Origin of the sequence: Sneathiella sp., assembly GCF_036844445.1 — a bacterium.
Taxonomy (GTDB): Bacteria; Pseudomonadota; Alphaproteobacteria; order Sneathiellales; family Sneathiellaceae; genus Sneathiella.
In genome coordinates, this window is sequence record NZ_DAIUFV010000003.1 from 110,453 (window position 1) to 135,981 (window position 25,529).

Consider the following 25,529-nt stretch of genomic DNA (forward strand, 5'->3'; position numbering starts at 1 on the left):
AAATACGGATTTAATCGGCGAAGTCAAGCGTTCAGCTTGAAAATTCGCAAAATTAACCCGCGCTCCGACGGCGGATCGCGAGGATGGCAATGACAATGAAGATCAGGCAGATCGCCGCGAAGGTGACGGGCATGCCGTGCGGCTCGTAGAAGTCCATGGCAAAGCCGGCGACGAGCGGGCCGAACAGGCTGCCGATGCCCCAAAGGGCGGTCACCGTCGTTGCCGCCATCATCAGATCGCCGCCCTTGAAATCCTGCCCCATGACGACGAGCGCAATCGTGTAGGTGCCGACCACCGCACCGCCCCAGAGGATCAGCAGCGGCCAGAGCAGCACGCTGTCGGGCATCACCAGCGGCAGCAGCAGCGCGCCGACAAGCCCGATGACGCCGCAGCCGAGCATCACCATGGCGCGGTCCAGCCGATCGGCGAGCCAGCCGACTGGAAACTGCAGCAGGATATTGCCGGCGAGCAGCGCGCTCGTCATCAGCACGGCAATCTCGAGCGTCTGCCCGTTCTTCACGCCGTAAACGGGCAGAAGTGCGAGGATGGAGCCGTCAAAAAAGGCGACCAACAGCGTCGCCGCCGTCACCAGCGGCGCAGCGCGGATGAAGGAGAGGATCGAATACTGGCTCTCCTCTCCGAGATCGGGAAAGCGGTCGCCGACCGCGAGAAAGGCTAGTCCGGCGGACAAGACGATCAGCGCCGAGACAATGAACGGCAGGCTGCCCTCCGCACCCATGATATTGATCAGCACCGGGCCGAAGGCATAGCCGAGCGTCATGGAGGTCATATAGATCGCGACCGTCCGCCCGCGCGTCTTTTCGTGGGCGATCCGGTTGAGCCACGCTTCGCTGATCAGGAACAGCACCGCCATCGCCACACCAATGACAAGGCGGAGGAAAAACCAGTAGTAGATATTATCCGAGAAGGAGAGCGCCCAGATCGAGAAGGCGGTGATCAGCAACCCCGACCACAGCATGAAACGCGAGCCGAAATAGCGGGTGCAGGCCGGAATGAAGGGGGAGATAATCAGAAAGGAAAGCGGCGGCAGGGCCCCCATCAGGCCGATCGTGCCGCTATCATAATTGCGCTTCTCCATAAGGAGCGAGATCAGCGGCACCGACAGGCTGAAGGAGACCGCCATCGCGGTCACTGCCGCAATGACCGCAACCAGGGCAACGCGGTTGTCGTGACCGCTCTCAGCCATGTTCGTAGTTGCGAATGAACGGTTTTCCTTTGTAGTAAGTGAACAGGGGCACGCTGCCGGGGATCGGGCAGGGCAGCGGTTCTTCCCGCTTTATCGTGCGATCGACCAGCTCCAGCACAAATTCCGTCACATCGACGAGCGGGACGTGATGCACCTCGGCAAGCGGGATCCAGCGCAGGTCGATCAGCTCGCCCGAGCCGCCGAGATCGCCGCCCGTGATATGCTGCGCATCGAGGGTAAGAAAGCGCGTATTGAAACGGATCGGGCTGACTGCGGGCGTGATCGCCCGGGCGATGAAGTTGAGCTGCGAATGATCCGGCCGCAGCGTTTCGCCCTCAAGGTCGCCGATAATCAGGCCGGTTTCCTCATGCGTCTCGCGCACCGCCGCATTGGCAATCGCATCGGCCATGTTGGCCGGCTGCGAGAGCTGTTCGGCGATTGAGGGATCAAGTGGCGCGAGTGGGGTCAGGGCGGCATCGGCCGTATCGACGCGCCCGCCCGGAAACACATAAACATCCGGCAGAAAGCGGTGCTTTTTCGAGCGGCGCCCCATCAGGACATACACATCGTCCGCCCGCTGCTCATAGATCACGAGGCTGGCAGCGTGACGGGGGGTGACGGGCCGTGCGGCCCCGAGAGGTGCACTCATTCTTCGCCGTATATCCGTTTGCCGTAGCGCATGTGAAAACGGGGCACAGGCAGCATCGGGTCCCGGGGCGGCTGCGTCTTGAAGAACTTGTCCGCATAGCCGAGGACCCGTTCCGTGATCAGCGGAATATTGAGTTCAAGCGCCTGTTCCAACGTTACCCATTTAAGATCGAGCAGCTCGCCCGATCCCTTGAGCTCGCCTTCCATCTGCTCGGCATCGGCAACAAAAAAGCGGGTGTTGAAGCGCTTCTTGCGGGCCGGCGGCGTCACTGCGCGGGCAATATAGTCGAGTTTCGAGAGATCGGGGCCATAATCGCCCTCGGCGAAGCCATCCCACAGGGGCGCACGCGGTTTGGGCGGTGTTTCATATGTGCCGATCAGGCGAAGGCCGGTCTCCTCAAAGGTTTCGCGAACCGCAGCGATGCCGAGGGCGCGGGCTCTCGCCTCCGTGCAGCCGCCCCGCACCAGACGCGCCAGCACGTCGTCGCGAAGGTCGTTGGCCGGGCGCACGCGGCTGTCGGTCGCGTCCACGCGGCCGCCCGGAAACACGTAAGTATTGGGCATGAAGCTGTGCTTGCCGCTCCGCTCCCCCATCAGGATCTCAACGTTCCTGCTGCTCCGGCGATAGAGGATCAGAGTGGATGCATCTTTCGGGCGCGGAGCCCGGCTGCCGTCTGTGCGATCATCCGCGACGGCGCGTTTTCTTTCCGTACTCATCTTTGAACTTTCCTTTTCCCTGAATATGCACTGACGGGAGCGGTAAGTCCATATGCTTTACGTGAAGTCGCCCCCGAAACCGTGCATCTGGCGGGCCCATTGCAGGCCGATCAGCGCCCCTTTCACCCGCGGCAGCAGCCACAGCGAGAAGGCCAGCGACAACGGCAGCCAGACAACGAGATGCACCCACATGGCGGGGTGGTACATCCGCTCCATCATCACCAGGCCGCTGATGATCACATGGCCGACAATGACGATAGTGAAATAGGGCGGGGCGTCGTCGGCGCGCTGGTGGTGCAATTCCAGCCCGCATCCCTCGCAGGTGTGATTTACTTTGATATATTTATAAAATACCCGCCCGACCCCGCAACTGGGACAGCGCTGACGCAGCCCGTTCATTAGGGCCTGACCAAGCGGTCTCGGCGATTTGACTTCAATTGACATTTGTTACCTACCTCTTGAAACAATGCGCCGCACTTTATCATTACTTAGGGGCCAATTCTAATCGCAAAAGACCTTTGCGACACTGTGCCGCAGAGTTCAGCGGGCACGCTCAGTGCGGCGTAATTTTTTCTTTGCCTTGGGCAGGGTTTGTTTCTTTTTCTTTCCGCCTTTTGCCGCTTTTGCCGATTTCACCCCCTTCGCCGGCTTTCTCGCGCTCTCGCCCCGGCGCGTTTTAGTTGTGCCCGGGCGGGATCTTGCGGCAGGCGCATTATCATCGCCGTCCTCAATGCGGACGATCATGCTGCCGGTCACGATATCGACCTCGCGGATGCGCACCATCAGCCGGTCGGCGAGGCGATAGCTCCGTCCTGTGCGCTCGCCGACAAGAAGATGCCGGTCGGGGTCGAAATGGTAATATTCATTGCCGAGCGAGGAAATCGGCGCAAGCGCATCGGCGCCGCTCTCGTCAAGGGTGACGAAGAGGCCGGCGCGGGTGACGCCCGAGACCTTGGCCGGGAAGATCTCGCCGACCTTGTTGGCGAGGAACACCGCGGTAAAGCGATCCGTCGTTTCGCGCTCCGCGATCATGGCACGCCGTTCGGTCGCCGAAATCTCGACGCCGATCTCCTCGAACTCCGCCGCTTCCTCCGGCTTCAGCCCGTCCTTGCCGAGCCCGAGGGCGGCAATCAGGCTGCGATGGACAAGGAGGTCCGCATAGCGCCGGATGGGCGAGGTGAAATGCGCGTAATTCGTGAGATGCAGGCCGAAGTGATGCAGGTTTTCGGGGCTGTAGACAGCCTGCGACTGACTGCGGAGGATCAGCGAACTGACCAGCTCGCGGTCGATCTCGTTTTCCGCCTGGGCCAGAATGCGGTTGAAGGTCGTCGTCGTGATCCGCTGCCCCTTGGCCATGCGGATATCCATCTCGGCGAGTGTCTCCTGCAAGCCCACAAGCTTGTCTGCCGTCGGCGGCTCGTGAACGCGGAACATGCAGGGGGCCTTGCGCTTGACGAGCGTTTCCGCCGCCGAGACGTTGGCCTGGATCATAAACTCCTCGATCAGCATATGCGCGGCGAAGCGCTCGCGCCGGTGCACGGCCTTGATGAAGCCGTCCTCACCAAACTCGATCCGGCGCTCCGGTATCTCGAGATCGAGCGGCTCGCGCCTGGCCCGTGCTATTTTGAGCGCCTCATAGGCGCCGTAGAGCGGGCGGATCACATCGTCATAAATCGGCGCGGTCTTTTCGTCCGGATGGCCCTCATGGGCATCCTGCACCTGTCGGTAGGAGAGCGAGGCGAGGGAGCGGATCATCGCGCGCATGAAGCGGTGGCGGAGTTTCCGGCCGTCCGCCGTGAACCACATCTGCACGGCGAGCACCGGCCGGTCGACATTCTCATGCAGGGAGCAGAGATCGCTGGAGAGCTCATGGGGCAGCATCGGCACGACGCGGTCGGGGAAATAGACGCTGTTGCCGCGGGTCCGCGCCGCCTGATCGAAAGGGCTGCCGTGGGTCACATAATGGGCGACGTCGGCAATCGCGACGATGATCTGCCAGCCGCCTTCGTTGGCCGGATCGTCATCGGGCGCTGCCCAGACCGCGTCATCGCGGTCGCGCGCATCGACGGGATCGATGGTGACGATGGGAAGGGCGCGAAGATCCGTCCGCTTGCCAAGGCGCACCGGCTTCGCGGCCAGCGCCTGCTCGATCGCGGCATCGTCGAAATGATCGGGAATGCCGTGCGTGTGTATGGCGATCAGGCTGAGCGAGGCGGCATCCTCCATCGGCCCGACACGCTGCGTGACGCGCCCTTCGGGCAGCGCGAGCGCCTTGCCGGGGAGAATATCGCACAGCACCACTTCACCGCTTCGCGCGCCCATCGAATTTTCTTCGCGCACGATAATCTCTTTTTTCAGCTTGCGGTTGGTCGGCTGCACCCGTCCGTCCTTGCCGACGCGGGTATAGACACCCAGCACTGGCCCGGCCGAGGCCTCAAGCACGCGGATGACCTTCGCTTCATAGCTGCCGTCCTTCTGGCGGGAGAGGCGGGCGAGAAAGCGATCGCCGACGCCAGGCGCGCTCACCCGGTCGCGATTGCCGGCCCGCACGATATGGATCACGGGCGGGGACGCTTCGTCCTGCCAGCTCGCGGGGCGGGCGACGGGCTCACCGTCCTTGTCGAGCCGCACGACCTCAATCACCGCGACGGTGGGCAGCGCGCCCTTCGGCGCGAGCTCGCGCTTGCGGCCCTGCTCGAGATGTCCCTCGTTTATCAGTTCTTTGAGAAGCTGTTTGAGATAGATACGGTCCGCGCCCTTGATATTGAACGCGCGGGCGATCTCGCGCTTGCCGACGGGCGTCTCGCTCTCGTCAATGAAAGCGCGGATCTGCTCCTTGCTCGGGAGGTGGTCAGCTTGTGACTTTTTCGGGGTCAAGATATCCTGTTTTCTGTCACCATGGACCGGTTATTCCGCCGCCGCTGATTTCTTGGCGGATGACTTTTTTGCCGGCGTTTTCGCCTTTGCCGCAGGCTTAGCCTTGGCCTTGGCGGGAGCTTTCGCCGCGGGTTTCGCCTTTGCCGCGCCCGTCTTTTTTGCGAGCTTCGGCTTCTTGCCGCCCTTCTCGGCGCGCTCGGCAAGCAGGGTGACCGCTTCATCGAGCGTGATCGTCATCGGATCAGAGCCCTTCGGGATCGTCGCGTTGATGCCGCCGTGGGTGACATAGGCGCCGTAGCGTCCGTCTTTTACCAGGATATCCGCCTCATCGGCCGGATGCGCCCCAACAACACGAAGCGCCGAGGTGCCGCGGCTCGCGCCGCTCCGGCCCTTGGCTTCAGCCAGCAGCTCGACCGCGCGGTTCATGCCGACGGTCAGCACTTCCATGCTGCTCGGCAACTTGCCGTATTTCCGATCGCACTCGACATAGGGACCATAGCGGCCAAGCCCGGCGGTGATCATTGCGCCGCTTTCGGGATGCGGGCCGATCTCGCGCGGCAGGCCGATCAGCTGCACGGCAAGGTCGAAATCGAGATCCTCGATCGGGATATCCTTCGGGATCGAGACGCGCTTCGGCTTTTTCTTCGGCTCCGCCTCGCCAAGCTGGAGGTAGGGGCCGTAAGGGCCGCTTCGAAGCGTGATCATCAGGCCGGTCTCGGGATCCTGACCCAGCTCCTTCGGCCCCTCATCGGCGCTTGCATCCGCCTCCTCGGCGCCGTCGCCGAGTTTGCGGGTGAAGCGGCAGTCGGGATAGTTGGAGCAGCCGATAAAGGCGCCGAAGCGGCCGGTCTTCAGGCTGAGACGCCCGCCGTCACATTTCGGGCAGGCGCGCGGATCCTTGCCGTCCTCCGTCTCGGGGAAGATATGCGGGGCGAGGACGCGGTTCAGCTCCTCAAGCACGTCCGCGACGCGAAGCTCCGCCGTGCCTTCCACCAGCGTATTGAAATCAAACCAGAAATCGCGCAATACCTGCTTCCAGTCAATTTTGGCGGCCGTGATGTCGTCGAGCTTTTCTTCAAGCTGCGCCGTGAAATCATATTCTACATAGCGCGTGAAGAAAGAGGCGAGAAAGGCGGTGACGAGCTGTCCCTTATCCTCGGGGATAAAGCGTTTCTGCTCGATGCGCACATAGTCGCGCTCCTGCAGCACCGAGATGATCGAGGCGTAAGTCGACGGCCGGCCGATGCCAAGCTCTTCGAGCTTTTTCACGAGGCTTGCTTCCGAATAGCGCGGCGGCGGCTCGGTGAAATGCTGATCGGCGCGCACATCGGCGGTTTCCACCTTCTCGCCCGAAGTGACGGGGGGCAGGCGCCTGCCGTCCTCATCCTCGCCCGATTTATCATCGCGCCCCTCCTCATAGAGCTTGAGGAAGCCCGGAAAGCGGACAACGCTCCCCGTCGCGCGCAGGATCTGGCCTGCGCCGTCGCTGAAATCAATGGTCGTGCGCTCAAGCACGGCGCTCGCCATCTGGCTCGCGATGGTGCGCGTCCAGATCAGCTCATAAAGGCGCAGATGTTCCTGATCGAGATATTTTGCGACCATCGCGGGCGTCCGCGAAAGATCGGTCGGGCGGATCGCCTCATGGGCTTCCTGCGCATTCTTTGATTTCGATTTATAAAGTCGCGGCTTTTCGGGGAGGAAGTCCGCGCCATATTCTTTTTCGATCACGCCTCGGGCGCTGTTCACTGCTTCCATGGCGAGGCTGACGCCGTCGGTTCGCATGTAGGTGATCAGGCCTTGCGTCTCGCCGCCGAGATTGAAGCCCTCATAGAGTTTCTGCGCGACCATCATCGTCCGCTTGGCGCCGAAGCCGAGCTTGCGGGAGGCTTCCTGCTGCAAGGTCGATGTGGTGAAGGGCGGCGCGGGGTTGCGCTTCGCCGGCTTTTGCGTGACCTCGGCAATATGGAACGTGCCGGCGCGCACCTTGTCGGCCGCCGTCGTTGCCGTCGCCGCGTTCGGGAAGGCGAATTTATCGAGTTTCTTCCCCTCATACTGGATGAGGCGGGCCGTGATGCTGTCTTTCTTGTCGGTCAGGAAGTCGGCGTCGATGGTCCAGTATTCTTCTGCCTTGAATGCCTCGATCTCAAGCTCGCGTTCGCAGATGAGACGGAGCGCAACCGATTGTACCCGGCCCGCCGACTTCGCGCCCGGCAGCTTCCGCCAAAGGACCGGCGAGAGGGTGAAGCCGACGAGATAGTCAAGCGCGCGGCGCGCCTGCTGCGCGTTCACGAGATTCATGTCGAGCTCGCGCGGATTGGCGATGCCTTCGAGAACGGCGCGCTTGGTAATCTCGTTGAAGACGACGCGGCTCACCTTCGCGCCTTTCAGCTTCTTCTTCTCCTCCATCACCTTCAGCACATGCCAGGCGATGGCTTCCCCCTCGCGGTCCGGGTCGGTCGCGAGATAGAGATTTTCCGCGCCGTCGAGCGCATCGGCAATGGCCTTGATATGTTTCGCGGACTTCGCATCATTCTGGTAATGCATGGCGAAATCGCGATCCGGTTCGACAGAGCCGTCCTTCGATGGCAGGTCGCGGATATGCCCGTAGGAAGCAAGGACAATAAAATCCTTGCCCAGATATTTGTTGATCGTCTTGGCTTTTGCGGGGGATTCAACAACGACTACGTTCATATCACTACCGGAGGCTTCCTTTTCATTTTTCGGGATCGGCTAGCTCACATCCCGTGTTATATAGACACGCTAGAGGGCGATGGAAACCCTATTCCCAAAATGGCGTTCTATTCTGCCTGCCAGCTCCAGTTCAAGTAAAATCGTCAGGACGAGGGCGGGCGACTGCCCGCTCTGACGGATAATCTCGTCAATTTCGATGGGTGCAGCGCCGAGAAGATCAATGATTTCAGGTCGCGCGGCATCGAGTTCCGCCTCGGAGGCAAGTTCCGGCGAGAAGAGCGGGAGGAGCGGGCGATCAGGCTCGCCAAGCGGACGGCGGCGCAAGGCCGCGAGCGCTTCAAAAATTTCATCGGCATCTTCGATCAGGTTGGCGCCGGCGCGGATCAGCCCGTTGGTGCCGCGGGCGCGCGGATCGAGCGGGGAGCCGGGGATTGCGAACACCTCGCGTCCCTGGTCAAGCGCCATGCGCGCGGTAATCAGCGATCCGGAGCGGGGCGAGGCTTCGGCCACCAGCACGCCGAGGGCAAGGCCTGAGATCAGCCGGTTGCGGCGCGGGAAATGGCGCGCCTGCGGCACGGTCGCGAAGGGCTGCTCGGCGATGATGCAGCCGCGCGCGGCAATCTCCGCATAGAGGGCCTCATTTTCCTTGGGGTAAATATAGTCAATACCGCCGCCGACCACGGCGATGGTGCCCCCGTCGAGCGCGGCGTCATGCGCGGCCGTGTCGATGCCGCGCGCAAGGCCCGAGGCGATGATGAGGCCGCCCCTTGAAAGCTCGCCGGCAATCTGCCGCGTGAGACGGATCGCCGCCGCCGAGGCGTTGCGCGCACCGACGATGGCAAGGGTGTCGCGGTTCAGCAGGTCGGCATGGCCGAGAACCGAGAGGATTGGCGGCGGATCGGCAATGGCGCGAAGCGGCTTCGGATAGTCGGGCTCGATCGCGGCGATCATCCGCCCGCCAAATTTTTCGAGCGCCGCCATCTCGCGTTCGGCGGCGGAGGCGGGAAAGACGCGGATCGCTCTCTTGCTGCCGCCCCGGCGCGCAAGCTCGGGCAGCGCGTCAAGGGCTTTTGCCGCCGTCCCGAAGCGCCCCACGAGCTGGTAAAAAGTCATCGGGCCGACATTTTCGGAGCGGATCAGCCGTAGCCAATCCAGCCGTTCGCTGCGGGAAATTGCGCGCGTCTGCTCCATGCAGCGAAGGAAACAGGAAGTTTCATGGCGCGTCAATTGAATTTTATAGTTAATACTACACCTATTTATTGCCGCCGCCGCGGCTCCCTCTCAGCGAAAGCGCGGTTTGACATCGAAGAGACCGCGGAGCGAAAAGCGCCGTCGCGGCGGCGCTTCGGGCGTCTTTACTGCGTTCACCTCGTCCTCATCGAGGACCGCTTCATCCGCGGCGGGCGGAGGATCTGTCTCATTGGCCTCGGCAGTCACCATTTCCGCGTCGCTCTGAACTGCCGCGCGCTGGCGGAGAAGTTCCGCAACCGCGTCGATATCGGCGAGCAGCCGCGCCTCCTCCTCCGCCTCGCCGAGGAGGAGCGGTTCCAGCTCCGGCGCGGGCGCAGTGGGCGGGGGCGGCCCGGGGCTCGGTGCAGGCGCGGGGGAGGGCGCGGGCGCGTTTCCGGCGGCGGACCGGGTGCGGCGGTGAAATCTCGCAAGTTTGCGGCGAAGATGGAACGCTTTGTCCTTTGGCATCTTGGGCCCCTTGTCCGGCTCAACTGGCGGGGCGGGCTGAGGCTGAGGTTGATCCGTCGCCCCGGACGCGGCCATCTGGCGCGCCCGCGCCGCGTCAATCGCCGCCTGCTCGCCCGCAAGATAGGCCGCGCAGAACGCCGCCCGCTGCCGTGTCATCTCGGCCCGGGAGGCCCGGGCGCGCGCGGCATACGCGGCGCGCGCGGCCTGTTGCAGCCGCTGCAGGCGCGCGATATCGCACTCGATGCGCAAGGGAAAGACACTCATCTGGCGCTTCCGCTCCGGTTAGCTCTCGCAGTTAAACGGCGGAAGCGAATGCGTTGTGATCAGGATTTTTTGGCGGCCCCGATGCGCGGTTCGGCACCCCGCAGCAGCCTCGCGATATTTTCCCGGTGGCGGATGAAGATCAGCACCGCCATAAAGATCGCAAGCTCGATCCGCTGCATATCGCCGTAATATGTCTCCCCAAGCGGCGCGAAGGAGAGAAAATGGAGATAGAGCGGGGCGAGCGCCGCACTCACCAGCGCGGCAAGGGACGAGAAGCGGAAGATCAGCGCCGTCAGCAGCCAGGTGAGGGCGGCGGCAAGCCCGGCCGGCCAGCTGATCGCGAGCATAACGCCAAGGAAGGTGGCGACGCCCTTGCCGCCCTTGAACTTCAGCCAGATGGGGAAGAGATGGCCGATAAACGCCGCGCCGCCCGCGAGCACGGCATAATCCTGCGTGAGAAAATAGTTGGCGAGCAGCACGACGAGCGCACCCTTACCGCCATCGAGAAGGAGCGTCGCGAGCGCGAGGCCCTTGCGGCCCGTCCGAAGCACGTTGGTCGCACCGATATTGCCCGAGCCAATTTTCCGCACATCGCCAAGCCCGGCCATTTTGGTGAGCAGCAGCCCGAACGGGATGGAACCGATGAGATAGCCGATGATTGCCGCCGCGAAAAACGGCCAGGTGAAGCTGAGATCGCCAAGCGGTTCAGGCATCGCGCGCCCCCCTGCTCATCGCTGAAAGACCGTCTTGCCGCCGACGAGGGTGCGCATGACCCGGCCTTGCAGCAGATGGCCGTCAAAGGCGGTGTTTTTCGATTTGGAGAGTAGCTCCTCGCCCTTCACCTGCCAGGGGGCTTCGGTATCGAAAAGGATGAGATCGGCCGCCGCGCCTTTTTTGAGCGCCCCCGCATCGAGCCCGAGCAGCTTCGCCGGCGCGACCGTCATGATGTGCAGCAGGCGGAGGAGGCTGACATCGCCATTATGATAGAGGCGAAGGCTGACCGGCAGCATGGTTTCAAGCCCGATGACGCCGGGTTTCGCCTGCGCAAAGGGCACGCGCTTGCTGTCGGCGCTCTGCGGCAGATGCTGCGAGGAGATGACATCGATCGTCCCGTCGCGGATCGCCTCGACCACAGCGCGGCGTTCCTCCTCCTCGCGAAGGGGCGGGGAGACGCGCGCAAAAGTGCGGTATTCGCCAAGTTCAAGATCATTCAGCGCATGGTAATGCGGCGCGGTGCCGGCGGTGACGTTGAGGCCTTCGTCCTTCGCCCGGCGCATGGTGTCGAGCGCATCGCGGGTGCTGAGATGCGCCGCGTGCCAGCGCCCGCCGGTCATTTTGACAAGCCGAATATCGCGCTCGACGAGGATCGCCTCGGCGCAGGCCGGGATGGATTTAAGACCCATGAAGGTCGCGGTGCGCCCGCCTGTCATGACGCCGCCCGACGCAAGGCCCGGGTCTTCCGCATGGACGATCAGCGGGCGATCAAACATGCTTGCATAGGCGAGCGCGCGGCGCATCAGGTTGATGTCGCCAATGGCGAACTGCCCGTCGCTGAAGGCGACCGCGCCGGCATCGGCAAGGAGGCCAAACTCGGCCATCTCGCGCCCCGCAAGGCCCTTGGTGAGCGCCGCCGTCACCACGACATTGACGGCTGAGCGCGCCTTCGCCCGCCGCAGCACCATCTCGACAATTGCCGGATCATCAATAACCGGTTCGGTCGCGGGCATGGCGTTGATGGTGGTGACCCCGCCGGCCGCGGCCGCCATCCCGGCACTTTCCATCGTCTCACGGTGTTCCTTGCCGGGCTCGCAAAGATAGGCATGCGCATCGATAAGGCCGGGCGAGAGGCAGAGCCCGCCGCACTCCTCAACCGTTGCGCCGTCCGGAATATTACCCGATTTGATATGCCCGCCCCAATCGAGGATTTTGCCCTTGTCGATCAGCACGCCGCCCCGGGTATCTGTCTCTGTCGCGGGATCGAGCAGGCGGGCGTTAAGGAGCGCAAGAGGAGGTGTCGCCATCAGTCTGCCCCCCGCGTCAGGAGATCGAGACAGGCCATGCGTACTGCAACGCCCATCTCCACCTGCTCGGAAATGGCGCTGTTGTTGAGATCATCGGCGGTTTCGCTGTCGATCTCGACGCCGCGGTTCATCGGGCCGGGGTGCATGATCAGCGCATCCGGCTTCGCCACGCTGAGCTTTTCCGCATTCAGCCCGTAGAAATGGAAATATTCGCGGATCGAGGGGACGAAGGAGCCCTGCATCCGCTCCGTCTGCAGCCGCAGCATCATAACGATATCGGCATCTTTCAGCCCGTCTGACATTCTGTTGTACACCTCGACGCCCATCTTCTCCGCGTTGGAGGGGATCAGCGTCGTCGGCCCGACGATGCGGACCCGCGCGCCCATGATGTTGAGCAGCGCAATGTTGGAACGGGCGACGCGGCTGTGCAGGATATCGCCGCAGATGGCGACGATCAGCCCTTCCAGCCGGCCCTTGCGGCGGCGGATGGTCAGCGCATCGAGCAGCGCCTGCGTCGGATGCTCATGGCTGCCGTCGCCGGCGTTGATGACGGCGCAGTCGACTTTCTGCGCAAGAAGATGCGGCGCGCCCGAATCGCCGTGGCGGATGACCAGCACATCGGGGTGCATGGCGTTCAGGGTCATCGCGGTGTCGATCAGCGTCTCGCCTTTTTTGACCGAGGACGAATCAACCGCCATGTTGATAACATCGGCGCCAAGCCGCTTGCCGGCCAGCTCGAACGAGGTGCGGGTGCGCGTCGAATTCTCGTAGAAAAGATTGATCTGCGTCTTGCCGCGGAGGAGATCGCGGTTTTTATCCGCCGTGCGCGAGAGCTTTGCGTAATGTTCGGCGAGGGATAATATTTCGCGAATATCGTCGGCGCTGAGCCGCGCGATATCGAGAAGATGCCGATGGGCAAATTTTTTGAGATCGGATGTTGTCATTAAAAGTCAACTGTATAGCCAGCTTGGCGAGGAGCGGCAAGCGCAAGATGATATTTTTGCGCGCAACCTTAGCGCATCGCGTCCAGCGCGCCCTGCAGGATGAAGGCAGCGGCCATTTTATCGACGGCTTTCGCCCGTTTCGCCCGCGAGGCGTCCGCTTCCAGCATCGTCCGCGTCACCGCGACGGTGGAGAGACGCTCGTCCTGAAAATACATCGGCAGGTCGAACAGCGCCTCGAGGTTCTTCTGGAACTGGCGAATCGACTGGCAGCGCGGCCCCTCGCTGCCGTCCATATTGATCGGCAGGCCGATGACGAAACCGCCGATGTTCCATTCCTCGACAATTCGTGCGATTTCCGCCGCATCCGCCTTGAATTTTGTCCGCTGGATTGTCATAAGGGGCGTGCTGACCTTGAGCGCGGTGTCGGAAATGGCAAGGCCGATGGTTTTCGTGCCCGGATCCATCCCGAGCAGGCGTTTGTCGCGGGGCAGCAGATGTTTCAGATGGGTGGGGTTGTCGAGGAGCATCGCATACGCTAGTTTGCAGCCACTGTCGGTTTGGCGCCAGTTTTTAAGGATTGGTTCTGCCGGGCCGACCCTCCGGACAGCTTCTAATACAGCAAAGGGTGACAGATGTCGCTTGATAAAGCCACGGTGGCGAAAGTCGCCAATCTGGCCCGCATCAGGATCGAGGAAGATGACCTCGAACCGATGGCGGCCGAACTGAACAATATCCTGGGCTGGGTTGAACAGCTTGCCGAGGTCGATACCGAGAATGTCGAGCCAATGACGTCGGTTGCCGAGATGCGCCTGCGCTGGCGCGAGGATGTGGTCTCCGACGGCGGCTATGTTGAGGACATTGTCGCCAATGCGCCAAGCGGCGAGGACGGCTATTTCGGCGTGCCGAAAGTGATCGAATAATGACGGATCTGACCAGACTGACCATCGCCGCCGCCCGTGACGGGCTGGCCAAAGGCGATATCTCGGCGCGCGAGCTTGCTGCCGCCCATATCACCGCAATGAGCGCTGCCAAATCGCTCAACGCCTATATTACTGAGACGCCGGAGCAGGCGGTGGAGCAGGCGACCGCGTCGGACGCGCGCCGCGCCAAGGGTGAGGCCGGCAAGCTCGACGGCATCCCGCTCGCCATCAAGGACCTGTTCTGCACCAAGGGTGTGCTGACGACCGCCGCCTCGCATATTCTCGATGGCTTCATGCCGCCCTATGAGAGCACGGTCACCGCGAACCTCTGGCGCGAAGGGGCGGTGCTGCTTGGCAAGACCAATCTTGACGAGTTTGCCATGGGCTCCTCCAACGAGACGAGCTTTTACGGCAATGTGGTGAACCCGTGGCGACGCCAGAGCGATAACGCGGCTTTGGTGCCGGGCGGCTCCTCCGGCGGCTCGGCTGCGGCGGTCGCGGCCTTTACCGCGATGGGCGCAACCGGCACTGATACCGGCGGCTCGATCCGCCAGCCCGCCGCCTTCACCGGCATCACCGGCGCCAAGCCGACCTACGGCCGCTGCTCGCGCTGGGGCGTCATCGCCTTTGCTTCCAGCCTCGATCAGGCGGGACCGATGGCGCGCACCGTGCGCGACTGCGCGATTATGCTCGAAGCGATGGCCGGGTTTGACCCGAAAGACAGCACCAGCGTCGATCTGCCGGTGCCGAATTTCGAAGCGGCGCTGACCGGCGATATCCGTGGCCTTAAGATCGGCATTCCGAAGGAATACCGGTTGGAGGGCATCAACGCCGAGATCGACGCGCTCTGGCAGCAGGGCATTGACTGGCTGAAAGCGGCCGGCGCGGAAATTGTCGACATCAGCCTGCCGCACACGAAATATGCGCTGCCGGTCTATTACATCATCGCGCCCGCGGAAGCATCCAGCAACCTCGCGCGCTATGACGGCGTGCGTTATGGCCTTCGCGTCGAGGGATCGGATCTCAACGACATGTATGCGAGGACGCGCGGCGAAGGCTTCGGTGATGAAGTGAAGCGCCGCCTGCTGATTGGCACCTATGCCCTGTCGGCGGGCTATTATGATGCCTATTACCTGAAGGCGCAGAAGGTCCGCGCGCGCATTGCCGAGGATTTCCGCGCCGCTTTCAAAAACGTCGATGCGATCCTGACCCCGACTGCGCCCTCGGCCGCCTTCGGCTTCGGCGAGAAGGGAGACGATCCGCTCGAGATGTATCTTAACGATGTTTTCACCGTCCCGGCGAGCCTTGCCGGCCTGCCCGGCCTTTCGCTGCCGGCCGGTTTGTCGAAGGACGGGTTGCCGCTTGGCCTGCAGGTGATCGGCCGTCCGTTTGATGAGGAAACCATGTTTCGCGTCTCGGGCGTGCTGGAGGAGGCCGCCGCCTTCACCGCAAAGCCCGCCGACTGGTGGAGGGGGTAACAATGGGTATGATTATCGAAGGCGCGACCGGCGACTGGGAAGTTGTGATCGGTCTTGAAGTCCACGCGCAGGTGACCACCGCATCGAAGCTCTTCTCCGGTGCCTCCGCGGCCTATGGCGCGGCGCCCAACAGCCAGGTCTCCTTCATCGACGCGGCGATGCCGGGCATGCTGCCGGTTATCAACGGACACGCGGTGGAGCAGGCGGTGCGCACGGGCCTCGGCCTCAAAGCCCAGATCAACAAATATTCGGTGTTCGATCGGAAGAATTATTTCTATGCCGATCTGCCGCAGGGCTATCAGATCAGCCAGTATCTGCAGCCGATCGTCGGCAAGGGCGTGATCACCATCGATCTCAAGAACGGCGAGACGCGCGAGATCGGCATCACCCGCCTGCATCTTGAGCAGGACGCCGGCAAGAGCCTGCATGACCAGCACCCGAACCAGACCTTCGTCGATCTCAACCGTTCCGGCGTGCCGCTGATGGAGATTGTCTCCGAGCCTGACATGCGCTCGCCTGAAGAGGCGGCGGCTTATGTCAAGAAGCTTCGCAGCATTCTGCGCTATCTCGGCACCTGCGACGGCAATATGGAAGAGGGCTCGATGCGCGCCGATGTCAACGTCTCGGTCCGCCGCATCGGCGAGGGCTATGGCACGCGCTGCGAGATGAAGAATATCAACTCCATCCGCTTCATGCAGCAAGCGATCATCTATGAGGCCAACCGCCAGGTCGATATTCTGGAATCGGGCGGCACGGTCGATCAGGAGACGCGGCTCTACGATCCGGACAAGGGCGAGACGCGCTCCATGCGCTCGAAGGAAGAGGCGCATGACTATCGCTACTTCCCGGACCCGGACCTGTTGCCGCTCGAATTTGACGATGCGTTCATCGAGCGGATCCGGGCCGAGCTGCCGGAGTTGCCGGACGATAAAAAGGCCCGCTTCATCAACGAGCTCGGCCTTTCCGCCTATGACGCGGGCGTGCTGGTCGCCGAAAAGGAGGTTGCCGATTACTTCGAGGCTGTGGCCGCGGGACGCGATGCCAAGCTCGCCGCCAACTGGGTGATCGGGGAGCTGTTCGGCCAGCTCAACCGCACCGGCAAGGATCTTGCCGAGAGCCCGGTCGGCGCCGCGGCGCTCGGGGAGCTGATTGACCTCATCAAGGACGGAACCATCTCCAACCGTATCGCCAAGGAGGTCTTCGAGGAGATGTTCGAGACCGGCAAGGCGGCCAAGGCCATCGTTGAGGAGAAGGGGCTGAAGCAGGTCTCTGACAGCGGCGCCATCGAGGCGGCCATCGATGCCGTGATTGCCGCCAACCCCGACAAGGTTGCCGAATACCGCTCCGGCAAGGACAAGCTCTTCGGCTTCTTCATGGGGCAGGTGATGAAGGAAACGCAGGGCAAGGCTAACCCCGGGGTCGTCACGGACGTTCTGAAAGCCAAGCTGAACGGCTGAGGCTTGATATTACTGGTTCTGCGGAGCGCGGTGTGGTAGGGGATGCCGCACCGCGTTTTTTATGACCGGACCTTAAGGATCATCTCCGTTTCACATATATGACTTTACTGCCCAGAGCAGCATAAAGGTCGGAAAGGCAAAGATATAGGCGGCTTCGCGGAGCTTGCTCGTCTTCGGCTGGCGGGATTTATTTTCGCGCTTTTGCATGTTGATCTCCTGCATATTGGTGGTGCGGGCTTAAATTCGCGCCTTCATGCCGGCTTCTCGCATGTGCAGCATTGATCCTGATCAATGTTTTTGCATTTCATGTTTTCGTTGTATAACAATGGCTTGCAGTCAGAGAAGAACGATCTCCAGCCGGTATGGCGCGTGGCTGGTGATCTGGATGATTTCCATATCATGATGCGTCGGGGTCGACTTGCGGCAGGTGAGGCCCCAGGCGGTCACGTCGATGCGGCAGATCAGCCCGTCGTATTTGAGCGGGATCTGGTATCCCGAGGTCGGGCCGGTGCAGCGGCAGCGGTAATAGCGGAATGCGGGCAGAAAGGGCGGCGGCGCCGTGATCCAGGTCAGGCCATCGGCCTCCAGCGCCTGATATTTCAGGTTGCGGTTCTCGATTGTGCTGATGAGGGCGATGTGGGCTTCAAGGGGCATTCGGTCTGTCCTTATGTTTAGCCAGACTGACGCGCCGGCAGGGGCGGCTGTGAGCGCCGTTGCGGCGATTTTTGTTCGGGATGGGCGGGCGATCTGCTAGGCTCAACGGATGCAGTGGATCGACAGCGGAATACTCGTCAGCCTGCGCAAGCACGGCGAAAACAGCGTGATTATTCATGCCTTTACCCGCGATCACGGGCGCGCGGCCGGGCTCGTCCGAGGCGGCGTCGGGCGGCGGCTGCGCGGCATTTTGCAGCCGGGAAACGAGTTGCGACTGAGTTGGCGCGGTCGGCTCGCGGAGCATCTTGGCAGCTTCACGGTCGAGGCCGAAAAAACCCGCGCCGGGCTGTTGTTCGAGGCGGGTGATGCGCTCATCGCGGCGAGCACGGCGCTCTCGCTCCTCGATATCGTACTGCCCGAGGGGGAGGCGCATCCCGCGCTTTTCGAGGCGACGGGGCTGCTGCTCGATGCGCTCGGCGACGCGCCGGAACATTGGCCGCTTTTGCTCGCCCGCTGGGAGCTCGGGCTGCTGCATGAAATCGGCTACGGTCTCGATCTCAGCCACTGCGTCGTGACGGGCGCGACGGCGGATCTTGTCTATGTCTCGCCGAAATCGGGCCGCGCGGTGAGCCGGGAGGCGGGGCGGCCCTATCACGACCGGCTGCTGCCGCTGCCCGCCTTTCTGCGCCGGGCCGCTTTAGGGCCGGAGGCGGCGGAGGCATTGCCGCCGGATGAGATCAGCGAGGCGGATTTTCTCTCGGCGCTCCGGCTGACCGGATATTTCCTTGAAAAATTCATGGCCGGACACCACCCGAAGGCGCAGCTTGCGGCGCGCGGGCGGATGATGGCGGCGCTCGCCCGGAAATATGGCGAGAATGCCCCTTAAAGGCCGCAAAAGCCCTCAATCTATCAGCGGGAGACCGCGCGGGGAGGTGCGGGCGCATTTTGCCGCAGCTTCACGATAGACAGGAGAGCCGAAACCGGATAAATAGAACTGAATATATCTTAATTGCCGGGATGGTGGCGATATGGCGGGCGGGCGCCCGCAAGGAACGCCGGGGCAGCGGAAAACCGCGTTCTGCCCGGTAAAAGAGGGTGAACGGGTGCAGGATTTGCAGGTGCGCAAGGGTGGCTCAATGATTTTTCCACTCCCCAAAGCGGAATGTAATGGTATATAGGGCGCATGAGTGAACATTCCCCAGTTACCCCCGGCGAGATCGTCCCGACCTCGCTCAAGGACGCCATCAGCGAGCGCTATCTCGCCTATGCGATGTCCACCATCATGTCCCGATCGCTGCCCGATGTCCGCGACGGGTTGAAGCCGGTCCACCGGCGCCTTCTCTACGCCATGCGGCAGTTGAAACTGGATCCCAATTCCGGCTTCAAGAAATGCGCCCGCGTCGTCGGCGATGTGATCGGTAAGTATCACCCGCATGGCGACCAGTCGGTCTATGACGCGCTCGTTCGCCTCGCGCAGGAGTTCGCGCAGCGCTACACGCTGGTGGAAGGGCAGGGCAACTTCGGCAATATCGACGGCGATAACGCCGCGGCGATGCGATATACGGAGGCGCGCCTCACGGTGGTCGCCGAAATGCTGCTGCGCGATATCGATCAGGATACCGTCGATTTTCGCCCGACCTATGACGGCGAGGATCATGAGCCGGTGGTGCTGCCGGCGGCGTTTCCGAACCTGCTCGCCAACGGCTCGGCCGGCATTGCCGTCGGCATGGCGACGTCCATTCCGCCGCATAACGCGGTTGAGCTGGTGAACGCGCTTTTGCACCTGCTGAAGTTCCCGAACGCCGGGATCGACAAGCTGATGGAATATATTCCCGGCCCCGATTTCCCGACCGGCGGCGAGCTTGTTGAAAAGACGGAAAACATCCGCGAGGCTTATCTCACCGGGCGCGGCAGCTTCCGCCTCCGGGCCCGCTGGGAGGTTGAGGATCTCGGCCGCGGCACGTGGCAGATCGTGGTCACCGAAATCCCCTACCAGGTGCAGAAAAGCAAGCTGATTGAACGCCTTGCGGAGCTGATCCAGACACGGAAACTGCCCTTCCTCGCTGATGTACGTGACGAATCGGCAGAGGATATCCGCCTCGTGCTGGAGCCGCGCAGCAAGAATGTCGACGCCGAAATGCTGATGCAGGGGCTGTTCCGCCTCAGCGATCTGGAGACCCGCTTCTCGCTCAATATGAACGTGCTGGATGCCAGCCAGACGCCGCGGGTGATGAGCCTCCGCGAGGTGCTGCAGGCCTTCCTCGATCATCGTTTCGAGGTGTTGATCCGCCGCTCGAATAACCGTCTTGGCAAGATCGGGGCGCGGCTAGAGGTGCTGGACGGCTATCTCATCGTCTATCTCAATCTCGATGAGGTGATCCGCATCATCCGCGAGGAGGATCATCCGCGCCAAAAGCTGATGGAGACCTTCCATCTCACCGAGAATCAGGCCGAGGCGATTCTCAATATGCGGCTGCGCTCGTTGCGCCGGCTTGAAGAGATGGAGCTGCGCGCCGAACATGACCGCCTGAGTGCCGAGAAGGCGGAGCTGGAGGCGCTGCTGGAAAGCGAGGATCTCAGGCGCGAGGCGATTGCGGGCGAGCTTCGTGAGATGAAGAAAACCCTCGCCGCCCTGCCGGAGATCGCCAATCGCCGCACCCGTATCGGCGAGGCGACAGAGATCCCGGAAATTCCGCTGGAAGCTATGATCGAGAAAGAGCCGATCACCGTGATCTGCTCCGAAAAGGGCTGGGTGCGGGCGCTGAAGGGCCATGTCGAGGAAAACGGCGCGGAGAAATACAAGGACGGCGACCGCGGCCGCTTCTGGATACGCGCGGAGACGACCGACAAGCTGCTGCTGTTCGCGACCAACGGCCGGTTTTACACCATCGGCTGCGATAAGCTGCCGCGCGGGCGCGGCGCGGGCGAGCCGGTTCGCCTGATGATCGATCTTGGCAATGATCAGGATATTGTTGCGCTGTTCGTCCACAAGCCGGATCGTAAGCTGCTGATCGCGAGTAACGACGGACGCGGCTTCATCGTCGATGAAAACAGCGTGATCGCGCAGACCCGCAACGGGCGGCAGGTGCTCAACGTCTCGGGCGATGTCGAGGCGGCGTTCTGCGTCGAGGTGGAGGGCGACAGCGTCGCGGTGATCGGCGAGAACCGCCGCCTCAACTGCTTCGCGGTCGAGGAAATCGGCGAGATGGCACGCGGACGGGGGGTCACGCTGCAACGCTACAAGGACGGCGGGCTTGCCGATATCAAGACGTTCAACCGGGCGGACGGGCTCACCTGGAAATCGGGCGAGCGGACGCGCACGGAAACCGATCTGACGGGCTGGTACACCAAGCGGGGCAATGCCGGACGGCTGCCGCCGCGCGGCTTCAACCGGCACAATAAATTCAGCTGATTGTAATGGAGGGGAAATATGGCCACTGTAACTGTATACGACGCATTTTGCAGGACAGCGGCGAGGTTCCCCACCAACGCGTTTCTTTGTGCCCCGGCCTATGCCAAGCGGAGCTATCATCCGGAGGGGATCGAGTTCACCTACGCGGAGGCCGCGGCCGAGGTTGAACGGATCAAGGCTGTCTATCAGGCGGCCGGCTTCGGCCATGGCCACCGCATCGCCTATCTCCTTGAAAACAGGCCGGAATATTTCCTGCATCTGATTGCCGCAAATGCCCTTGGCATTTCCGCTGTGCCGATCAATCCCGATTACCTGCATGACGAGATGCTCTATCAGATGGATCATTCCGAGACCGATCTCGTCATCACCATCAGGGAGAGATTGACGGATATCGAGGCGGTCGCACGCGCCGCAAAAAAGCCGCTGCCGGTCGAGGTCTATGAGACATTCGGCGGCCCGCTTCCCGCAGCCCCTGGCCCCGCGCCGAAGGCTGGCGCCCCGGGCCTCCTCAGCGAGGTCAGCCTGCTTTACACATCGGGCACCACGGGGCGGCCGAAGGCCTGCATCCTCACCAACGATTATTACCTCACCGCCGGGCAGTGCTATCTCGATTATGGCGGGGCGCTTACCATCGAGACGGGGACGGATCGCATCTATAACCCGCTGCCGCTCTTTCATATGAATGCAGGCACGGTCTCCTTCATGTGCATGCTGCTCTCGGGTGGCTGCCAGATTATCCCGGACCGCTTCCATCCGACGACCTGGTGGCAGGAAGTGGTGGAGACCCGCGCAACCATCATTCATTATCTCGGCGTTGTCCCGCCGATGCTGCTGAACCAACCGAAAAACGACTATGAGCGGGCGCATCAGGTGCGCTTCGGCCTTGGCGCGGGCGTCGAGCCGGAGCTGCATGGCGTGTTCGAGGAACGCTACGGCTTTCCGCTCGTCGAAGTCTGGGGGATGACGGAGACGGGCCGGCTGATCTGCAACAATTTCGAGCCGCGCCAGATCCACACCCGCGCCTTCGGCCGGCCGGCGGGCGAGCTGGAAGCGCGCGTCGTCGATGAGCAGGACCGCGACGTGCCGGCAGGGACCGAGGGCGAGATGCTGGTCCGCTGCAAGGGTGACGATCCGCGGCGCGGCTTCTTCGCGGGCTATCTGAAGAATGAGGCGGCGACCGAGGAAGCATGGAAGGGCGGCTGGTTCCATACCGGCGACACCGTGCGCCAGGATGAGAGCGGCCTGCTCTATTTCGTTGATCGCAAGAAGAATATCATCCGCCGCTCGGGCGAGAATATCGCCGCCGCCGAGGTCGAGGCGGTGCTGCAGGCGCATGACGATGTGGCGAAGGTCGCCGTCATCGCCGCCCCCGATGAGGTGCGCGAGGAGGAGGTGATGGCCTGCATCGTCCTGATGGACGGCTGCGCGGCCTCAACGGAGACGGCGGAGGCGCTGTTCAGCCATGCCAACGGGCGGCTTGCCTATTTCAAGACGCCAGGCTGGATCATTTTTCTTGATGATCTGCCGACCACCGGCACGCAGAAGATCCAGAAGACGCGGATCTTCGGCGCGGATGTCGATCCGCGCCAGCAGCCGGGCGCCTATGACTTCCGAAAGTTCAAGAAAAAATCCAGATAACGGAAACTGCTTCCGACTTTGCGTCTTGAATATCAAACGAGTGTTTGGTAACGTCGCCGGCAGTTCATATCCGAGCCCCGTTAGGGCGTATAATGAAAGGAACCAAGAATGGCTTCTAACAGGACTTCCTCCACTCTGGCAGGCGCTTTGTGGTCCGTTGATGCACAAACGTCACGGCTGGAAAAAGCGTTTCGCGCAACGATTCTCGCCCTCGTCGGCACCTTTATCCTGGCGGTCTCCGCGCAGCTTGCCGTTCCGATGTGGCCGGTTCCGATGACCATGCAGACCTTTGCCGTTACGCTGATCGGCGCGGCTTATGGCTGGCGTCTTGGCGGGGCAACGGTTGCTCTCTATGTCGCACAGGGTGCAATGGGCCTGCCGGTCTTCTCCGGTGGTGTTGCCGCTGCCGGTCTCGTCGGTCCGACCGCCGGTTACATCTATGGCTTCGTCGCCGCAGCGGCGCTGGTCGGCTTCATGGTTGAAAAGGGCTGGGATCGCTCGATCCTGAAAAGCACGATTGCCATGACGCTTGGCCACGTAGTCCTCTTTATCGGCGGTATTTCCTGGCTCGCCAACATCATCGGTTTTGAGGCGGCGCTGGTCTCTGGTCTCTATCCGTTCATCACCGGCGGCATCGTCAAGATCGCCCTCGCGGTGGCGGTTCTGCCGATGGCCTGGAAGCTGGTCGAGAAGTTCCGCGGGTAACCCACGCGCGACGAACAGACACAAGGGCGGGAGATATCATCTCCCGCCCTTTTTTTATCCGCTGATCACCCACGGCAGCCAGGTGGCGAGGGAGGGGAAAAGCGAGAGGATCAGCAGCATCAGAAGCTGCAGCGCCACGAAGGGGATGACGCCGCGATAGATGATGGCCGTGGTGATGCCGGCCGGCGCGACGCCCTTCAGGTAAAAGAGCGCAAAGCCGAAGGGCGGCGTCAGGAACGAGGTCTGCAAATTCATCGCAATCATGATGCCGAGCCAGATCGGGTCGATCTGCATCAGCAGCAGCACGGGCGCGACGACGGGCACGACGACGAAGGTGATCTCGACGAAATCGAGGAAGAAGCCGAGCAGGAAGATTACCGTCATCACGACAAGGAGCGCGCTGATATGGCCGCCCGGCAGATCGCTCAAAAACTCATGCACGAGATCATCGCCGCCGAGCCCGCGAAAGGCGAGGCTGAAGATCGTTGCGCCGATCAGGATGACGAAGATCATTGCCGTCATCTCCATGGTCGCGACCGCGACCGCCTTCAGGATGCCACTCCGCCCAAGCCGGAGGAGACCAAGGCCGACGCCGGCCAGAATAATGGCAAGGAGCAGGAAGGAGAGGAGTGCAGCCGCACCGATCTCACCGCTCGCGACGCCTGTAAGATCGGTGACATTGGCAAGCAGCAGGAGCGCGAGGAGCGCCACAATCGCCGCCGGGATCAGGGCGGAAAAGCGCCCCCTCTCGCGCCCCGCGGCCAGCATCAGCGCGCCGACCCCGCCGACCGCCGCCGCTTCGCCGGGCGTCGCGATGCCGATCAGGATCGAGCCCAGCACCGCGACGATGAGCCCGACCGGCGGCAGCAGCGCGCGCAGGAGCGCGGCGGGCGCAATTCCGGTCCCGACCTCGCCATCAATGCCGCGAACGGGCGGTGCGCTCTCTGGCCGCCGCCAGGCGATGATTATCTGGTAGAGGACATAAAGCGCGACCAGCACCATTCCCGGCAGCAGTGCGCCCGCAAAAAAATCGCCGACGGAAATCGGGGTGGGCGACCAGTTGCCGAGCTGCGACTGCGCGCTCACATGCGCGTTGGAAATCTGCTCGGCGAGGATGATCAGCGCGATCGAAGGCGGGATGATCTGGCCGAGCGTGCCGGACGCGCAGATCGCCCCCGTCGCAAAGCGCGCATCATAGCCCGTCTTCAGCATCACCGGCAGCGCCATCAGCCCCATGGTTACGACCGAGGCGCCGACCACGCCCGTCGAGGCGGCCAGCAGCGCGCCGACAACAAAAACAGAGATGCCGAGCCCGCCGCGAAGGCCCCCAAAGAGCCGCCCCATGGAATTCAGCAGCTCCTCCGCGACGCGGGATTTCTCCAGCATCAGCCCCATAAAGACGAAAAGCGGCACAGCCACCATCGTCTCGCTCCACATGGCGGTGCCGAAGATGCGCGAGGGGATGGCGCCGAGCAGCGAGAGATCGAAGGCCCCGACATACCAACCCATGCCGGCCATGAAGAAACCGACGCCCGCGAGCGTGAAGGCTACCGAAAACCCGGCCATCAGGCTGATAACGGTGAGGAGGAAAAGCGCGAAAGTGAGGGGGCCGGCCATGCTCATTGCGCTCCGCTCGCGCGAAGCTGCACCGCCGCCTTGATCGCGTTCGAGAGGCTCTGCAGGATCATCAGCACCGGGAAGACGATCAGCAGCGACTTCAAGAGGAAGAGGAAGGGCAACCCCGTGCTCTCGCGCGAGCCTTCCAGTATGCTCCATGACCCGGCGACATAGGCATAGCTCAGGAGCAGGATGGCGATACAGACGGGGATGAGGACGAAGAGATGACCTGCGAGATCGATCCACGCCCGCCCGCGCGGACTGAGCCGATCATAGATGATGTCGATGCGGACATGGCCATCACGGCGCAGCGTCTCGGCCGCACCCAGCATGAACAGGAGCGCGAAGCTGTAAATCACGCTCTCCTGCAGCGCGATCAGCCCGAGCCCGTAGACATAGCGGGCGATCACCATCGCGAACTGCGCCAGCACCATGAAAAGCGCGAGCCAGCTGACATATTTTCCGATGACGGCGCTGAAGCAATCGATGGAACGGCTGAGCGAGATGAGAAAGGGCACGGATTTACTTTCAACAGTGATCTTCGCGGCCGGCAGAAGGGCGCGCTGTGAGTGTTGATTTAT

22 protein-coding genes are annotated in these 25,529 nt (G+C 62.4%); 7 read left to right on the forward strand and 15 right to left on the reverse strand.

Annotated features, from left to right (window positions below; genetic code table 11):
* Positions 1-52 precede the first annotated feature (52 nt).
* From V7Z56_RS07235 to ruvX, 12 genes are all read right to left on the reverse strand, one after another.
* Positions 53-1,207, reverse strand: coding sequence for an MFS transporter (locus V7Z56_RS07235; protein WP_334128706.1), 1,155 nt, complete (start codon positions 1,205-1,207; stop codon positions 53-55).
* The gene (locus V7Z56_RS07240) at positions 1,200-1,856 is read right to left on the reverse strand and encodes an NUDIX hydrolase (RefSeq protein WP_334128707.1); all 657 of its coding nucleotides are present in this window, start codon (positions 1,854-1,856) and stop codon (positions 1,200-1,202) included. Before V7Z56_RS07240 ends, V7Z56_RS07235 begins: the two co-directional genes overlap by 8 nt.
* Entirely contained in the window at positions 1,853-2,572 is a 720-nt protein-coding gene (locus V7Z56_RS07245) for an NUDIX hydrolase (protein ID WP_334128708.1), read from the reverse strand. The genes V7Z56_RS07240 and V7Z56_RS07245 overlap by 4 nt, the downstream gene beginning before the upstream one ends.
* Before the next feature lie 57 nt (positions 2,573-2,629).
* Positions 2,630-3,016 (reverse strand): DUF983 domain-containing protein, encoded by a 387-nt coding sequence (locus tag V7Z56_RS07250; RefSeq protein ID WP_334128709.1) that lies wholly within the window; start codon positions 3,014-3,016, stop codon positions 2,630-2,632.
* 96 nt (positions 3,017-3,112) lie between these two features.
* Positions 3,113-5,449, reverse strand: a complete 2,337-nt coding sequence (gene rnr / locus V7Z56_RS07255) for a ribonuclease R (RefSeq protein ID WP_334128710.1) — start codon at positions 5,447-5,449, stop codon at positions 3,113-3,115.
* Positions 5,450-5,479: 30 nt separating this feature from the next.
* The gene (topA, locus tag V7Z56_RS07260; protein ID WP_334128711.1) at positions 5,480-8,140 is read right to left on the reverse strand and encodes a type I DNA topoisomerase; all 2,661 of its coding nucleotides are present in this window, start codon (positions 8,138-8,140) and stop codon (positions 5,480-5,482) included.
* A 69-nt stretch (positions 8,141-8,209) separates the two neighbouring features.
* Complete coding sequence (gene dprA, locus V7Z56_RS07265; protein WP_334129053.1) at positions 8,210-9,331, reverse strand: DNA-processing protein DprA; 1,122 nt, start codon at positions 9,329-9,331, stop codon at positions 8,210-8,212.
* A 90-nt stretch (positions 9,332-9,421) separates the two neighbouring features.
* A complete protein-coding gene (locus V7Z56_RS07270) occupies positions 9,422-10,102 on the reverse strand; it encodes a hypothetical protein (protein ID WP_334128712.1) in 681 nt (226 codons plus the stop codon).
* 59 nt (positions 10,103-10,161) lie between these two features.
* Positions 10,162-10,815, reverse strand: coding sequence for a glycerol-3-phosphate 1-O-acyltransferase PlsY (plsY, locus tag V7Z56_RS07275; protein ID WP_334128713.1), 654 nt, complete (start codon positions 10,813-10,815; stop codon positions 10,162-10,164).
* A 15-nt stretch (positions 10,816-10,830) separates the two neighbouring features.
* Positions 10,831-12,123 (reverse strand): dihydroorotase, encoded by a 1,293-nt coding sequence (gene pyrC / locus V7Z56_RS07280; RefSeq protein WP_334128714.1) that lies wholly within the window; start codon positions 12,121-12,123, stop codon positions 10,831-10,833.
* Positions 12,123-13,067: an aspartate carbamoyltransferase catalytic subunit gene (locus tag V7Z56_RS07285; protein WP_334128715.1), complete on the reverse strand. Its 945-nt coding sequence runs from the start codon at positions 13,065-13,067 to the stop codon at positions 12,123-12,125. The genes pyrC and V7Z56_RS07285 overlap by 1 nt, the downstream gene beginning before the upstream one ends.
* A 68-nt stretch (positions 13,068-13,135) precedes the next feature.
* Complete coding sequence (gene ruvX, locus V7Z56_RS07290) at positions 13,136-13,594, reverse strand: Holliday junction resolvase RuvX (protein WP_334128716.1); 459 nt, start codon at positions 13,592-13,594, stop codon at positions 13,136-13,138.
* Between the two features lie 105 nt (positions 13,595-13,699).
* Between ruvX and gatC the strand changes: the two genes are divergently transcribed.
* The 3 genes from gatC to gatB are packed head-to-tail and all read left to right on the forward strand — an operon-like array spanning position 13,700 to position 16,922.
* The gene (gene gatC / locus V7Z56_RS07295; protein WP_334128717.1) at positions 13,700-13,987 is read left to right on the forward strand and encodes an Asp-tRNA(Asn)/Glu-tRNA(Gln) amidotransferase subunit GatC; all 288 of its coding nucleotides are present in this window, start codon (positions 13,700-13,702) and stop codon (positions 13,985-13,987) included.
* Positions 13,987-15,465 (forward strand): Asp-tRNA(Asn)/Glu-tRNA(Gln) amidotransferase subunit GatA, encoded by a 1,479-nt coding sequence (gene gatA, locus V7Z56_RS07300; protein ID WP_334128718.1) that lies wholly within the window; start codon positions 13,987-13,989, stop codon positions 15,463-15,465. Before gatC ends, gatA begins: the two co-directional genes overlap by 1 nt.
* Positions 15,466-15,467: 2 nt before the next feature.
* Complete coding sequence (gene gatB, locus V7Z56_RS07305) at positions 15,468-16,922, forward strand: Asp-tRNA(Asn)/Glu-tRNA(Gln) amidotransferase subunit GatB (protein ID WP_334128719.1); 1,455 nt, start codon at positions 15,468-15,470, stop codon at positions 16,920-16,922.
* Between the two features lie 336 nt (positions 16,923-17,258).
* Here the strand turns inward: gatB and V7Z56_RS07310 are convergent, their stop codons facing one another.
* Positions 17,259-17,576, reverse strand: a complete 318-nt coding sequence (locus V7Z56_RS07310; protein WP_334128720.1) for a hypothetical protein — start codon at positions 17,574-17,576, stop codon at positions 17,259-17,261.
* A gap of 109 nt (positions 17,577-17,685) precedes the next feature.
* Here V7Z56_RS07310 and recO point away from each other — a divergent pair, with 109 nt between their 5' ends.
* The 4 genes from recO to V7Z56_RS07330 all read left to right on the forward strand — a co-directional run bounded on the left by recO (position 17,686) and on the right by V7Z56_RS07330 (position 23,331).
* Positions 17,686-18,462: a DNA repair protein RecO gene (gene recO / locus V7Z56_RS07315; RefSeq protein ID WP_334128721.1), complete on the forward strand. Its 777-nt coding sequence runs from the start codon at positions 17,686-17,688 to the stop codon at positions 18,460-18,462.
* 297 nt (positions 18,463-18,759) lie between these two features.
* Positions 18,760-20,988, forward strand: coding sequence for a DNA topoisomerase IV subunit A (gene parC / locus V7Z56_RS07320; RefSeq protein ID WP_334128722.1), 2,229 nt, complete (start codon positions 18,760-18,762; stop codon positions 20,986-20,988).
* An 18-nt stretch (positions 20,989-21,006) separates the two neighbouring features.
* Complete coding sequence (locus tag V7Z56_RS07325) at positions 21,007-22,626, forward strand: AMP-binding protein (RefSeq protein ID WP_334128723.1); 1,620 nt, start codon at positions 21,007-21,009, stop codon at positions 22,624-22,626.
* Between the two features lie 108 nt (positions 22,627-22,734).
* Positions 22,735-23,331, forward strand: coding sequence for a biotin transporter BioY (locus V7Z56_RS07330; protein ID WP_334128724.1), 597 nt, complete (start codon positions 22,735-22,737; stop codon positions 23,329-23,331).
* A 54-nt stretch (positions 23,332-23,385) separates the two neighbouring features.
* Here the strand turns inward: V7Z56_RS07330 and V7Z56_RS07335 are convergent, their stop codons facing one another.
* Both V7Z56_RS07335 and V7Z56_RS07340 read right to left on the reverse strand, forming a co-directional pair.
* Positions 23,386-24,954: a TRAP transporter large permease gene (locus V7Z56_RS07335; protein ID WP_334128725.1), complete on the reverse strand. Its 1,569-nt coding sequence runs from the start codon at positions 24,952-24,954 to the stop codon at positions 23,386-23,388.
* Positions 24,951-25,466: a TRAP transporter small permease subunit gene (locus V7Z56_RS07340; RefSeq protein WP_334128726.1), complete on the reverse strand. Its 516-nt coding sequence runs from the start codon at positions 25,464-25,466 to the stop codon at positions 24,951-24,953. The genes V7Z56_RS07335 and V7Z56_RS07340 overlap by 4 nt, the downstream gene beginning before the upstream one ends.
* Between the last annotated feature and the right edge of the window lie 63 nt (positions 25,467-25,529).

What these genes read in the sequence shown, in the direction of transcription:
- V7Z56_RS07235 (WP_334128706.1), bottom strand. Translation starts at nt 1,207, where the DNA reads ATGGCTGAGAGCGGTCACGACAACCGCGTTGCCCTGGTTGCGGTCATT.
- V7Z56_RS07240 (WP_334128707.1), bottom strand. Translation starts at nt 1,856, where the DNA reads ATGAGTGCACCTCTCGGGGCCGCACGGCCCGTCACCCCCCGTCACGCT.
- V7Z56_RS07245 (WP_334128708.1), bottom strand. Translation starts at nt 2,572, where the DNA reads ATGAGTACGGAAAGAAAACGCGCCGTCGCGGATGATCGCACAGACGGC.
- V7Z56_RS07250 (WP_334128709.1), bottom strand. Translation starts at nt 3,016, where the DNA reads ATGTCAATTGAAGTCAAATCGCCGAGACCGCTTGGTCAGGCCCTAATG.
- topA (WP_334128711.1), bottom strand. Translation starts at nt 8,140, where the DNA reads ATGAACGTAGTCGTTGTTGAATCCCCCGCAAAAGCCAAGACGATCAAC.
- dprA (WP_334129053.1), bottom strand. Translation starts at nt 9,331, where the DNA reads ATGGAGCAGACGCGCGCAATTTCCCGCAGCGAACGGCTGGATTGGCTA.
- V7Z56_RS07270 (WP_334128712.1), bottom strand. Translation starts at nt 10,102, where the DNA reads ATGAGTGTCTTTCCCTTGCGCATCGAGTGCGATATCGCGCGCCTGCAG.
- plsY (WP_334128713.1), bottom strand. Translation starts at nt 10,815, where the DNA reads ATGCCTGAACCGCTTGGCGATCTCAGCTTCACCTGGCCGTTTTTCGCG.
- pyrC (WP_334128714.1), bottom strand. Translation starts at nt 12,123, where the DNA reads ATGGCGACACCTCCTCTTGCGCTCCTTAACGCCCGCCTGCTCGATCCC.
- V7Z56_RS07285 (WP_334128715.1), bottom strand. Translation starts at nt 13,067, where the DNA reads ATGACAACATCCGATCTCAAAAAATTTGCCCATCGGCATCTTCTCGAT.
- ruvX (WP_334128716.1), bottom strand. Translation starts at nt 13,594, where the DNA reads ATGCTCCTCGACAACCCCACCCATCTGAAACATCTGCTGCCCCGCGAC.
- gatC (WP_334128717.1), top strand. Translation starts at nt 13,700, where the DNA reads ATGTCGCTTGATAAAGCCACGGTGGCGAAAGTCGCCAATCTGGCCCGC.
- gatA (WP_334128718.1), top strand. Translation starts at nt 13,987, where the DNA reads ATGACGGATCTGACCAGACTGACCATCGCCGCCGCCCGTGACGGGCTG.
- gatB (WP_334128719.1), top strand. Translation starts at nt 15,468, where the DNA reads ATGGGTATGATTATCGAAGGCGCGACCGGCGACTGGGAAGTTGTGATC.
- V7Z56_RS07310 (WP_334128720.1), bottom strand. Translation starts at nt 17,576, where the DNA reads ATGCCCCTTGAAGCCCACATCGCCCTCATCAGCACAATCGAGAACCGC.
- recO (WP_334128721.1), top strand. Translation starts at nt 17,686, where the DNA reads ATGCAGTGGATCGACAGCGGAATACTCGTCAGCCTGCGCAAGCACGGC.
- parC (WP_334128722.1), top strand. Translation starts at nt 18,760, where the DNA reads ATGAGTGAACATTCCCCAGTTACCCCCGGCGAGATCGTCCCGACCTCG.
- V7Z56_RS07325 (WP_334128723.1), top strand. Translation starts at nt 21,007, where the DNA reads ATGGCCACTGTAACTGTATACGACGCATTTTGCAGGACAGCGGCGAGG.
- V7Z56_RS07330 (WP_334128724.1), top strand. Translation starts at nt 22,735, where the DNA reads ATGGCTTCTAACAGGACTTCCTCCACTCTGGCAGGCGCTTTGTGGTCC.
- V7Z56_RS07335 (WP_334128725.1), bottom strand. Translation starts at nt 24,954, where the DNA reads ATGAGCATGGCCGGCCCCCTCACTTTCGCGCTTTTCCTCCTCACCGTT.